12 protein-coding genes are annotated in these 11,595 nt (G+C 72.5%); 5 read left to right on the top strand and 7 right to left on the bottom strand.

Annotated features, from left to right (window positions below; translation table 11 throughout):
- Positions 1-302 (bottom strand): hypothetical protein (locus tag ABZX11_RS14240; protein ID WP_354913099.1); only part of this gene is annotated, 302 nt, incomplete at its 3' end.
- Between the two features lie 319 nt (positions 303-621).
- Here ABZX11_RS14240 and ABZX11_RS14235 point away from each other — a divergent pair.
- Genes ABZX11_RS14235 through ABZX11_RS14225 form a run of 3 tightly spaced genes read left to right on the top strand, consistent with a single transcriptional unit; the run spans position 622 to position 3,779 of the window.
- Positions 622-2,367 (top strand): hypothetical protein, encoded by a 1,746-nt coding sequence (locus ABZX11_RS14235; protein WP_354913097.1) that lies wholly within the window; start codon positions 622-624, stop codon positions 2,365-2,367.
- Positions 2,364-2,918, top strand: coding sequence for a hypothetical protein (locus tag ABZX11_RS14230; RefSeq protein WP_176174923.1), 555 nt, complete (start codon positions 2,364-2,366; stop codon positions 2,916-2,918). Before ABZX11_RS14235 ends, ABZX11_RS14230 begins: the two co-directional genes overlap by 4 nt.
- 15 nt (positions 2,919-2,933) lie before the next feature.
- On the top strand, positions 2,934-3,779 hold the full coding sequence (locus tag ABZX11_RS14225) for a ferredoxin (RefSeq protein WP_176174922.1): 846 nt from the start codon (positions 2,934-2,936) through the stop codon (positions 3,777-3,779).
- Here the strand turns inward: ABZX11_RS14225 and ilvA are convergent.
- A complete protein-coding gene (gene ilvA, locus ABZX11_RS14220) occupies positions 3,764-4,966 on the bottom strand; it encodes a threonine ammonia-lyase (RefSeq protein ID WP_354913094.1) in 1,203 nt (400 codons plus the stop codon). The genes ABZX11_RS14225 and ilvA overlap by 16 nt on opposite strands.
- Before the next feature lie 95 nt (positions 4,967-5,061).
- Between ilvA and ABZX11_RS14215 the strand changes: the two genes are divergently transcribed.
- Both ABZX11_RS14215 and ABZX11_RS14210 read left to right on the top strand, forming a co-directional pair.
- Entirely contained in the window at positions 5,062-5,334 is a 273-nt protein-coding gene (locus ABZX11_RS14215; protein WP_176174920.1) for a hypothetical protein, read from the top strand.
- 81 nt (positions 5,335-5,415) lie between these two features.
- Positions 5,416-5,892, top strand: coding sequence for a TIGR03618 family F420-dependent PPOX class oxidoreductase (locus ABZX11_RS14210; protein ID WP_354913092.1), 477 nt, complete (start codon positions 5,416-5,418; stop codon positions 5,890-5,892).
- A 3-nt stretch (positions 5,893-5,895) separates the two neighbouring features.
- Here the strand turns inward: ABZX11_RS14210 and ABZX11_RS14205 are convergent, their stop codons facing one another.
- The 5 genes from ABZX11_RS14205 to ABZX11_RS14185 form a co-directional block, all read right to left on the bottom strand.
- Positions 5,896-7,053 (bottom strand): cystathionine gamma-synthase, encoded by a 1,158-nt coding sequence (locus ABZX11_RS14205; RefSeq protein ID WP_176174918.1) that lies wholly within the window; start codon positions 7,051-7,053, stop codon positions 5,896-5,898.
- 50 nt (positions 7,054-7,103) lie between these two features.
- A complete protein-coding gene (locus tag ABZX11_RS14200) occupies positions 7,104-7,529 on the bottom strand; it encodes a hypothetical protein (protein WP_176174917.1) in 426 nt (141 codons plus the stop codon).
- A complete protein-coding gene (locus tag ABZX11_RS14195; RefSeq protein ID WP_254897139.1) occupies positions 7,530-7,922 on the bottom strand; it encodes a hypothetical protein in 393 nt (130 codons plus the stop codon).
- A 406-nt stretch (positions 7,923-8,328) separates the two neighbouring features.
- A complete protein-coding gene (locus tag ABZX11_RS14190; RefSeq protein ID WP_354913089.1) occupies positions 8,329-9,858 on the bottom strand; it encodes a hypothetical protein in 1,530 nt (509 codons plus the stop codon).
- A 125-nt stretch (positions 9,859-9,983) separates the two neighbouring features.
- The gene (locus tag ABZX11_RS14185; protein ID WP_176174915.1) at positions 9,984-11,354 is read right to left on the bottom strand and encodes a cystathionine beta-synthase; all 1,371 of its coding nucleotides are present in this window, start codon (positions 11,352-11,354) and stop codon (positions 9,984-9,986) included.
- Between the last annotated feature and the right edge of the window lie 241 nt (positions 11,355-11,595).

The following is an 11,595-nucleotide window of genomic DNA, read 5'->3' as shown; positions in this document are numbered from 1 at the left end:
TCGCACGGGAGCGACAACAGCCCCTCGCCGACCAGGGGCAGCGACAGCAGCCCGTCGCACACCGGCGACACCAGCCCCTCACCAACCCGAGGCGGCGATGGCACGCCGTCGCACGGGAGCGACAACAGCCCCTCGCCGACCAGGGGCAGCGACAGCAGCCCGTCGCACACCGGCGACACCAGCCCCTCACCAACCCGAGGCGGTGACGGCACGCCGTCGCACGCAAGCGACAACAACCCCTCGCCGACCAGGGGCAGCGACAGCAGCCCGTCGCACACCGGCGACACCAGTCCGTCGCCCACGCGAGGCGGCGCCGGCGACAATGCTCCCTCGCCGACCCGGGGCGGCGACAGCAGCCCGTCGCACTCCGGCGACAACGGTCCCTCTCCCACCCGAGGCGGGGACAGCAGTCCCTCTCGGGGCGGTGGGGATGCTTCCTCGCCGTCGCGTGTTGCTGATGGCAGCGAAGCTCCGAGCAGTTCCGCGCCTCCTCGCCACGACGGGTCCACCTCGGCCAGCGGGACCGCTCCCGCCGCTCCGCGGACCGGGGAGCCCGGGGCCGTCCCGGCGGCTCGGGGTGGGGACGGTGCCTCCGTCCCCGCGCAGGGTGGCGCTCCGCTGATGGGCGGCGGTGGCGTGCCACCCGCGGGCGGGCCCGGTGGTGGCCTCGGCGGCGGTTCCCCGCGCGCCGGTGGCGGGCCGGGCTGGACCGGTACTCCCGGGAGCCCCGGTGCGCACGTCGACGCGCCCGGCAGGCCACGCTCCGGCGGTGACCTGCCCGGCGGTGGCCGTCCGCGGACTCCGGATGCTCCCGCGCCCGCCGCCCGCGGGTTCGGGCCCGGGACGCACGCGCCCGATGCCCGGCCCGGCACGCACGCGCCCGGCACCCGGCCGCACGAAACCGGCCCCCACCAAAACGGCCCGCACCAGAACACTCCCCACGAGAACGGCCCGCACGACAGCACCCCGGGCCACCACGACCCGGACGGCGCCACCCCGCACCACGACAGCACCCTCACCCCCGACGAGGTGAACGCGCGCCACGCCGAAAGCACCCCGTCGGGCAGCTCCTACCACGCCGGCGATCCCGAGCTGGGCGACCTGCCCCACCGCGTCCAGCCCGACCCAGGCGGCCGCTACACCGTCGACGTGCACGTCACCCCGGATGGCCACGCCCGCATCGGCGACCGCCTCTACACCCCCGAGGAATTCGCTGACATCCTGCGCCGCAACGGCGACTACGACGGCCGCCCGATCCGGTTGATCGGGTGTGATGCCGGCTCCAACGACTTCGCGCACCGGCTCTCGCGCGAGCTCGACACCGAGGTCATGGCCCCGACCAAACCCGCCTGGACGGACTCGCACGGCCGGGTCTTCTCCTCCGACTACGAAATCGGCCCCGACGGGCGGATGCGCCCCCGGATCCCGCCGGACGGCGAGTGGAACACCCACCACCCGGACGGCTCGACGCACCGGGCCGGTGACGACGGCTTCGCGCCCGACAGCCACCACGGCGACCAGCACGACGTCGACGCCGACTCCGCGGTCGACCGCGGGCAACGGCCGTACGACGCCGCCGAGCGCGACCAGGACATGCGGGATCTCCGCCGGGAGAACCGGGATCTGCGCGAAGAAGGGCTCGAATCGGTCCGGCACCACGACGGCCGGAACGTCAACCCGACGACGGACGACCTGCGGCGGCCGCACGACCGCGCCCTGACCACCTCGAGGTACCGCAGCCTCGAGGGTGGGGTGGAGGACATCCACAGCTTCAGCGGGAAGACCCACGACTGGGCGCCCGCGAGCGAGGGCCCGAGCTACCCGAAGCACGAGCGCCTGTTCGAGACCAAGGAAGCCGGCACCTACCGGCCCGAACTCGGGGAGCCGGACCCGACCAACAAGTTCGGGCGCACCCACGACTCCGAGCCCAAGCTCATGGAGGAGCTGGTCCGCCGCGACTTCGCCGAGCGGTCGGGGCTGCCCCGCGAAGAGGTCGACGACATCGTCAAGAAGCAGATCGAACGCCTGCGGCGCGAAGAAGCCGCCGGTGCCCGGTCTTACGACAACGGGCTCAAGGGCGACATCGCCCGCGCCCAGGACCGGATGGACGGCGCGCTCGACGAGATCAACCGGCGGGCCGCCGAACGCGCGGCCACGCGCGGCGAAACCTACACGCCGATCACGCGGGAAGGCATGGACGGTGATCTGCGGATGGTCGTCGACCTGCCTTCCACGAAACGCGACAACATCCCGGTGGACTACCAGATCTGCGACTCGTGCCAGGATGTCATCATGCAGTTCGAGAAACTGTTCCCGAATGTCCGCGTCGAGGTCGTCAACCTCAAGGGCGAGGAGCTGATCTGGTGACCACGCCGAATACCGACCCCGCCGCGCGGATCCGCGAAATCTTCGCCGGAGCCGTGTCGGACGGCCTCCGCGCGGATTCCGTGCGAGGAGCTTCCGACGCCGAAATCGACGGCTGGGCCGCCGAGCAGGGCGCCCGCGCCGTTCCGGAGGCCGTTCGCGAAGTCCTCCGGCTGATCGGCCGGGACCACGGGTTGTGGCTGGCCGGGAGCTCGCTCGGGGTCGGCGCGGTGCAGCGGGACGCCAAGAACCACCTCCTGGCCACCCTGACCACGATGAACGATCCGCTGGAAGACCCCGAGGGCGCGCTGGTGCTGGTCGAGCACCAGTCGTACACCTTCCACGTCGTCGACGGCGCGAAAACCGACCTCCCCGATCCCCCGGTCTGGCTCGTCACCGAAGGCGAAGGGGCCGAAGAACAATGGGAAAGCGTTTCTTCGTGGTTCCGCGCGATAACGCCCGACGTCGCGCGTTATCGCGAACGGCTGGAAGTGATGCAGGAACTGGGTCGCCGACGAATCCCGGATTGGGCGCAATACATTGAACCCCGGTGAAGCGCGGCGAGCGTCATGACCCAGCCACCGGGTCCGCTGCGCCCGGACCAGCAGCAGGAGATCGTCCGCCAGATCGGGGCGGTGCTGATGTCGCAGGTGCCGCCGGGGTGGCGGCAGGTGCGCGTGGAGTACCGCGCCGCCGGGCGGCACGTCGAAGCCGACCTGCTGGTCACCGGGCCGGACGGCGTGCCCCGGCCCGGTCCGCCGCACCCGGGAGCCGTGCGGCTGCTGGGGGTGCTGCGCTCGGGGATGTACCAGCCCGGCTTCGGCACGTGGCTGGGCGCGATCCTGGTGTTCGAGCCGGCGCAGCCACCCGACGTCGACTTCGTGCGGCCCGACCTCGAACCGCCGTTCCGGCAGCAGCCGCCGCCGATCGGGTTCCAGGACGAGCTGCGGTTCTTCCCGCGCGCCGACGAGCACATCCCGGCGTGGCTGCGGGAGCGCGCCGGGCTCGCCCCGGCGCCCGCGGCCGGCGAGGTGCGCACACCGCGGATCTACGACGGCGTCGACGCGACGGGAAAGCCGCTGGTCCGGCGCGCACCGCTCGTCCCGGCGGAAGCCGAGCGGGTGCTCGCCTACCTCGACGCGGCGCCGGTCATCCTGGCCTCCCGCAGCAACGGGCCGGACGCCTTCGCGCCGGACCGCACGGACGCCGTCCCGATGAACTTCCGCACCGACGGGGCCTGGGCCTGGCCCGGCGCGGTGGCGTACTACCTGCGTGAGCACGGCGTGCCGCCGGACCCGGACCTGGTCGCCCACATCCGGGCCCGCCGCTTCACCGCGCCGTCGGAGGTCCCCGAACCTGCCAAGGACCTGGCCTTGGCCGCCATCACCGGCGAAAGCCCTCAGACGACCGTGTAGCCCGCGTTGGACAGGGCGAACTCGACTTCCTTGCAGTGCTCGGGCCCGCGGGTCTCCAGCGCGAGCACGACGTCGGCCTCGCCGAGGTCGAGGCTGCCGGAGATGCGCGAATGCTCGACGTCGAGCACGTTCGCGCCCAGCTCGCTGACGCACTTCAGCACGCCGACCAGCGAGCCCGGGCGGTCCGGCACCCGCAGCCGCAGGTGCAGGTAGCGGCCGCCCGCGGTCATGCCGTGCTGGATGATCTGCAGCAGGAGCACCGGGTCGACGTTGCCGCCGGAGAGGATGGCCACGACCGGGGGCTCGAAGATCCCGGGGTGCTGCAGCAGCGCGGCGACCGGCGCCGCACCGGCCGGCTCGACCACCAGCTTCCGCCGTTCCAGGCACAGCAGCACCGCGCGGGACAGGAACTGCTCCGACACCGTCACGACGTCGTCGACCAGCGACTCGACGTGGGCGAAGCTGACCAGGCCGGGCTCGCCGACCGCGATCCCGTCGGCCATCGTCGACGTCGTGCTCAGCCGCACCGGCGCGCCCGCGGCCAGCGACGGCGGGTAGGCGGCGGCTTCCTCGGCCTGGACGCCGACGACCCGGACATCCGGGCGCAGCGCCTTCACCGCCGACGCGACCCCGCCGACCAGCCCGCCGCCGCCGGTGGCGACCAGGATGGTCTTCACCCCCGGCACCTGCTCGAGGATCTCGAGGCCGACCGTGCCCTGGCCGGCGATGACGTCCGGGTGGTCGAACGGGTGGATGAACACCGCCCCGGTCCGCTCGCCGAACTCGATCGCGGCTCTGAGCGTCTCCTCCAGGAGGGCGCCGTGCAGGTGGACGTCGGCGCCGTAGCCGCGGGTGGCGGCCAGCTTCGGCAGCGGGGCCCGCAGCGGCATGAAGACGGTGGACTTGGCGCCGAGCAGCGACGACGCCAGCGCGACGCCCTGCGCGTGGTTGCCGGCGCTGGCGGCGACGACGCCCCGATCTCGTTCGGCCTGGGTGAGGCCGTGGATGCGCGTGTAGGCGCCGCGGATCTTGAACGACCCCGTCCGCTGCAGGTTTTCGCACTTCAGGTGCACCGGACCGCCGTGGAGTTGGCGCAGGTCGCGCGCGTGCTCCATCGGCGTCACCCGGGTCACTCCCTTGAGGAGTTCCCGGGCGGCCTGGATCCGCTCGAGGGTGACGAGTTCCATGGGCCGGACTATGCCACTCAGGAACTCCACAGGTTGACCGGACCGTTATCCGGGTACCCTGGGTCGCGTCAACACACCGTAAACAAGGAGCGAGCATGGCAGCCGGGAATGACGCGGACACCGCCCGACGGGCTCGCGCCACCCGCTCGGCCGGCCTGCTCCCGCTCGTCATCGGGCTCGCTTCGGCCGCCGCGCTCACCGGGGCGGCCTACATCACGGTGGACAGCGCCTCGTGCGGGTCGCCGGCCCAGTACATCCGCCACGACAGCCACGTCGAGCTGGTCGGCGGCTGTGTGGACGGCGCGAAGCTGCCGGCCACCGGCCCCGCGCCGAGCGGCGGCGTCGTGCACGGGAACTACAACCCCTGACCTGGGGTGTTACCCCGGTGTGCCCGGGGAACACGAAAGTGCCTTCTTCCGCAGGCCGCAGCGGTCGCCGATGATCATCGGGTGACCACCGTTTACGAGCCGGGCCGCGGGCCCGGACCCGCCAAGCCCACCGAAGAAGCGTCGAGCTGGCTGCTGGCCGCCCACAGCCTGGGCGCACTGGCCACCGTGAACCGCGGCGGCTTCCCGCACCTGTCCACGGTCGCCTACGCCTGGGATCCGGAGGCGCGCGTGGTGCGGATCGGGTCCACCGCGGGGCGCGCGAAGGTGCGCCAGCTGGCCCGTGATCCGCACGCTTCGCTCTACGTCGGCAGTGACGACCACCTGGCGTTCGCGGTCGCCGAAGGGGTGGCCGAGGTGTCACCGGTCAGCGCGGTGCCCGGTGACGAGACCGGCCGGGAGCTGCTCGCGATGCAGGCGCCGTTCGACGACCCCGAGCAGGAGGCCGCGTTCCTGCGGAACATGGTCGAGGACCGCCGCGTGGTCATCCGGCTCCGGGTGGAGCGGCTCTACGGCGGCGGCCTCGACGTCGGTGCCTGAGGCTCAGCCCAGGGCCGCCAGCAGGTCCGCGACCAGGTCGCGGCCGTCCTCGATGCCGACCGAAAGGCGGAGCAGGTCGGCCGGGACCTGGAGGGTCGAGCCGGCCGTGCTCGCGTGGGTCATCTTGCCCGGGTGCTCGATCAGCGACTCGATGCCGCCGAGCGACTCGGCGAGGATGAACAGCTTCGTGCGGCTCGCCACTTCCAGGGCCGCCGCCTCGCCGTCCACGTGGCTGAAGGAGACCATCCCGCCGAAGCGGCGCATCTGCTTCGCCGCCGTCTCGTGGCCCGGGTGCTCCGGCAGGCCGGGGTAGTAGACCTTCGCCACCTTGGGGTGCTTGACCAGGGCCTGGACGATCTTCTCGGCGTTGTCGCTGTGGCGCTCCATGCGCAGGGCGAGGGTCTTGATGCCGCGCAGGGTCAGCCACGCGTCGAACGGCCCTGGCACCGCACCCGCGGCGTTGCGCAGGTAGAAGAACTGCTCGCGCAGCTCGTCCTCGTTGGTGATGATCGCGCCGCCGACCACGTCGGAGTGGCCGCCGAGGTACTTCGTCGTCGAGTGCAGCACGATGTCCGCGCCCAGCGACAGCGGGTTCTGCAGGTACGGCGTCGCAAAGGTGTTGTCGACCACCAGGCGGGCGCCGGCGTCGTGCGCGACCCCGGCCAGCGCCGCGATGTCGGCGACGCCGAGCATCGGGTTGGTCGGCGACTCGCACCAGATCAGCTTGGTCTCCGGCCGGATCGCGGCGCGCACCTCGTCGAGGTTCGCCAGGTCGGCGACGGTGTGCTCGACGCCCCACAGGCTGAGCACCTTGTCGATCAGGCGGAACGTGCCGCCGTAGGCGTCGTTGCCGAGCACGAGGTGGTCACCGGGGCGCAGGGTACTGCGCAGCACCACGTCGGAGGCGGCCATGCCGGAGGCGAAGGCCAGCGCGTGCCGGCCGCCTTCCAGCGAGGCCAGCGCCTCTTCCAGCGCCGACCGGGTCGGGTTCGCGGTGCGCGAGTACTCGTAGTCGCCCTCGCGGGTCCCGCCCACGCCGTCCTGCGCGTAGGTCGAGGTCTGGTAGATCGGCACGATCACCGCGCCGGTGCGGGGGTCGGGCTTCTGACCGGCGTGGATCGCGCGCGTCTCGAAGCCCAATTCGGAGTAGTCGTCCACCATCGGTTCAGCGTACGGGCCGCCCCTGACATTCCCGACAGGTGGGATGGGTCTCAGCGACGCGTCCAGCGGCGGGTGGCCGGCCGGGCCGCCAGCACCAGCAGCACGACGAACGGCGCCGCGATGACGACCGCGCGCAACCAGGGGACGCCGATCCCCGTCGGCCCGCCCACGACGAACACGACGAGCCGGTAGCGGAGCACCGTGTCGGCGATCGCGGCGACCACCGCCAGCACCGCCGCAAACAGGCACAACAGCCGGCCCGCCTCGACGCGCGCGAGCAGCGCCACTCCGCCGAGGACGAGGAGCAGGCCGACCACCGCGTCGGCGATCTGGCCGGGGACCAGCAGGTCGCTTTGGCCCAGCCCCTGCACGAGGCTCCACCAGAAGGTGCCCAGCAGGAACCACAGGCCGCCGAGCACCGCGAGCACGCCGGCGGCGATCGCCGGGGCCGGCCGGGGCGGGGCCGTGACCGTCACTCACCAGCTCCGGGACGAGTACGCACCCTGGCCGGACAGCACCGGGACCACCGACGTGCGGTAGCGCAGGTACCGGAACGTCGGCGGCAGGAACGCCAGCACCAGGACGAGCACCGCGAGCCCGGCCAGGCCGACGCGGTCCACCATCGCGAACCCGCCGTGGGTGAACATCGCGTCGGCGAAGCGGGCCGGGGGCACGCCGACCGACATCGGCTCGGTGAGCAGGGCGCCGATGGCCAGGAGGGCGCCCAGGCCGAGCAGGACCGCGCCCGCCGTCGCGCGGAACAGCGTTGCCAGCGAGCCGAGGAGGAGCACCAGGCCCGCCACGACGTACGCGGCGAGGTCCACCAGCACCCAGCCCGGCAGCGCGTCGAGGCTGAATTCGGCAGGCATGTCGAGGAAGATCTTGACCGGCACATATCCCGCGGCGACCGCGGCCGGAATGCCGAGCAGGCCGGCGAGAACCGCCGTTACTCCGGATGGCCGAGCCGATGAATACGAATGCGAATGCGCCACCGGGTATCGGTGCGGACCGGTCACAACTCCCCCATCAGCCGAGCGCTGGACGACGGCGCTCACCCTAACCGGAATCGGGGGAATCAAACCGAAATGTGAACGGAATTCGGCCGGACGGCGGAACCCAAGATCATTTTTGTGCGGTAGTGGCGGAAATGCCGTCACGCGATCACGCGCAGTGCTGAACGGCGCTTTGTCGTCCTCTTCGGACAATTGCGGACCGGCGGAAATGCAGCGTGCCCCGGAGCCGAATCGGCTCCGGGGCACGAAGGCGCGTGCTAGCTCACCACTGCTGCTGCGGGGGCTGGCCGGGCTGGCCGAACCCGCCGCTCGGCGGGCCCTGGTGACCCGGCTGCTGGCCCCAGCCCTGCGGCGGCTGACCCGGCTGCCCGGGGTGCCCCGGCTGCCCGGGCTGTCCCGGCTGGCCGTAGCCACCGGGCTGCCCCGGCTGGCCGTACCCGCCCGGCTGACCCGGCTGCGGGAACCCGCCGCTCGACGGCTGCGGGAACCCGCCGCTGGACGGGTTGGGCCCGCCCGGCTGCCCGTAACCGCCGGGCTGACCCGGCTGACCCGGCTGGCCGTAACCCGGACCGGGCTGCCCCGGCTGGCCGTAGCCACCGGGCTGCCCGTAACCACCCGGCTGGCCGAAGCCCGGCTGCTGCTGCGGGCCACCGAAGCCCGGCGGCGGCCCGCCGAAGCCCTGCGGCCCGCCCGGCGTGGCACCGCCGCCACCGAGGCCGACGAACTGCTGCGTCGCCGGGACGAGCCCGAGCACGCCCACGATCAGGATGAGGACACCCAGGATCAGCGGCGGCAGCCCGATCCCGAACGTGTCCCGGCTGGACGCGCCGACCACGCCGCCGCTCGGCGTCATGCCGATCTTGAGCAGCAGGGCGAAGACCGCGAGGATCGCGCCGCCCGCGACGATCGCGATCGGGACGAACTTCCGGAGCCCGCCCAGCTTGCCCACGAGCGCCAGCCCGATGCCACCGGCGAGGGAGATCAGCGACCCCAGCAGGATCATCACCACGTAGAACCAGACGAGCCCCGGGCCGATGATCCCGGCGGCGTCGAGCGCCTTCTGGATGATCTCCTGGCTCGCGGTGTCGTTGACGAGCGTCGAGTAGTCGCTCGCGTCACCCATGTAGTTGAACGAGATGATCAGCGCGATCAGGCCCAGCAGGGCCACGATGCCACCGGCGATGTAGCCGAAGAGGGCGTTGCCACCCGCGGCCGGCGCACCGAACGGCTGCTGCGGCCCGCCGAAGCCGGGCTGCTGCTGGCCACCGAAACCGGGCGCGCCGAACCCCTGCGGCTGACCCGGCTGGCCGTAGCCCGGCTGCTGACCGAAACCGCCCTGCTGCTGGCCCGGCTGCCCGAACCCGCCCGGCTGCTGCCCGAACCCACCGGGCTGCTGACCGAAGGCGGCGGCCGGGTTGTCGGCCGCGCTCGGCGGCGGGGTGTACGGGATGGCCGGCGGCGGCTGGGAGCCCGGGGGCACCAGCTGCGTCGAGTCCGCGACCGGGGCGTCGCCGCCGCCCGCCGGGTTCACCATCTGGGTCGCGTTCGCGTCGACCGGCGGCATCGCCTGGGTCGCGCCCGCCCCGCCGTCACCCGGCCGGCCCGGCTGGACGACCTGGGTCGGCTCCGGCGTCTCCCCGAACGGGGAACCACCCTGGTGCTGGGCGGGCTGGACGACCTGGGTCGGTTCCGGGCTGCCGAACGGGTCCTGCTGCGGCTGGGGGCCACTCGGCGGGCCCTGAGGTGGCTGGCCGCCACCCCACGGCTGGTTCGGTGGCTGCGGTGCACTCATGTGGGTCTTGAACCCCCTTGACGAGGACGCGAAAGTGTTCTACTCGCGCCCACGCTATCGGATCGCCCGGCAGGGCGCTCGTAACGCCCCTGCCGGGTCCGCCGATCTATCCCTTTCCGGCTCGGTCAGCGACCGGCCAGGAAGCCCAGCAGGTCGTGCCGGGTGACGACCCCGGCGGGCTTGCCGTCGACCAGCACGAGCGCGCCGTCGGCGCCTTCCAGCGCGGTCATCGCCGCGCCCACCTGCTCGCTGCCGCCGATCGTCGGCAGCGGCGGTGACATGTGCCGCTCGAGCCGGTCGGCCAGCTGCGCCTTGCCGGTGAACAGCGCGTCGAGCAGGTCACGCTCGTTGACGGCGCCGACGACCTCGGCCGCCATCACCGGCGGCTCCGCGCTCACGACGGGCATCTGGCTCACGCCGAACTCGGAGAGGATCGCGATGGCCTCGGCGACGGTCTCGTTCGGGTGCGAGTGCACCAGCGCCGGCAGGTGGCCGCTCTTCTTCGTGAGCACGTCGGCGACCGTCGCGCCGGAGGAGTCGGGCGGCAGGAAGCCGTAGGAGGACATCCAGGTGTCGTTGAACACCTTCGTCATGTACCCGCGGCCGCCGTCGGGCAGCAGCACGACCACGACGTCGTCCTCGGTGAGCCGCTCGGCGAGCTTGAGCGCCGCGGCGACGGCCATCCCGCAGGAGCCGCCGACCAGCAGGCCCTCCTCGAGCGCGAGCCGGCGGGTGATCTGGAAGGAGTCGGCGTCGGAGACCGGGATGATCTCGTCGGCGATGGTGCGGTCGTAGGTGTCCGGCCAGAAGTCCTCGCCGACGCCTTCGACCAGGTACGGGCGGCCGCTGCCGCCGGAGTAGACCGAGCCCTCCGGGTCGGCCCCGACCACCTGCACGCGGCCGTCGCTGACCTCCTTGAGGTACTTGCCGGTGCCGGAGATCGTGCCGCCGGTGCCGACGCCCGCGACGAAGTGCGTGAGCTTGCCGTCGGTCTGCTTCCACAGCTCGGGACCGGTGGAGAGGTAGTGGCTCTCCGGGTTCTGCGGGTTGGCGTACTGGTTGGGCTTCCAGGCGCCGTCGATCTCGCGGACCAGGCGGTCGGAGACGTTGTAGTAGGAGTCCGGGTGCTCGGGCGCGACGGCCGTCGGGCACACCACGACGCGGGCGCCGTAGGCCTTGAGCACGTTGCGCTTGTCCTCGCTGACCTTGTCCGGGCAGACGAACACGCACTGGTAGCCCTTGCGCTGGGCGACCATGGCCAGCCCGACGCCGGTGTTGCCGGACGTCGGCTCCACGATCGTGCCGCCCGGGCGCAGCTCACCGGAGGCTTCGGCGGCCTCGATCATGCGCAGCGCGATGCGGTCCTTGACCGAGCCACCCGGGTTCAGGTACTCGACCTTGGCCAGCACGAGCGGCTTGAGCCCCTTGGTCAACGAGTTCAGCTTGACCAGCGGGGTGTTGCCCACGAGGTCTGCGATGTGCTCTGCGTACTCCACAGGGCCAGCCTAAACGGCCCACCGATGAGGTTGTCCAGTCGTGCACGATCGAGGCCCGAGCGGACTCCGGGTGCGCGTCGGCAATGGTGGGCAGTGCGCGCGAGGTCGGGCCGCCCGGCCCGGACCTCAGGCAGCCACCAAGCCGCTCGTCCGCACCGGTACCGGCCCGAGGGCCGCTGCACACTGAGCCGTCATCCCGTCCCGGAGGTTCCACCCGGCGTCGATGACGCTGCGGCAGCCC

Origin of the sequence: Amycolatopsis sp. NPDC004169, from assembly GCF_040610315.1 — a bacterium.
Classification (GTDB): domain Bacteria; phylum Actinomycetota; class Actinomycetes; order Mycobacteriales; family Pseudonocardiaceae; genus Amycolatopsis.
The sequence above is the reverse complement of the archived record's forward strand: the minus strand, read 5'-3'. Positions and strand labels throughout refer to the sequence as shown.

Coding starts and splice junctions, on each gene's coding strand:
- ABZX11_RS14225 (WP_176174922.1), top strand. CDS start 2,934: ATGACCCAGCCACCGGGTCCGCTGCGCCCGGACCAGCAGCAGGAGATC.
- ABZX11_RS14195 (WP_254897139.1), bottom strand. CDS start 7,922: ATGCCTGCCGAATTCAGCCTCGACGCGCTGCCGGGCTGGGTGCTGGTG.
- ABZX11_RS14190 (WP_354913089.1), bottom strand. CDS start 9,858: ATGAGTGCACCGCAGCCACCGAACCAGCCGTGGGGTGGCGGCCAGCCA.
- ABZX11_RS14235 (WP_354913097.1), top strand. CDS start 622: ATGGGCGGCGGTGGCGTGCCACCCGCGGGCGGGCCCGGTGGTGGCCTC.
- ilvA (WP_354913094.1), bottom strand. CDS start 4,966: ATGGAACTCGTCACCCTCGAGCGGATCCAGGCCGCCCGGGAACTCCTC.
- ABZX11_RS14215 (WP_176174920.1), top strand. CDS start 5,062: ATGGCAGCCGGGAATGACGCGGACACCGCCCGACGGGCTCGCGCCACC.
- ABZX11_RS14205 (WP_176174918.1), bottom strand. CDS start 7,053: ATGGTGGACGACTACTCCGAATTGGGCTTCGAGACGCGCGCGATCCAC.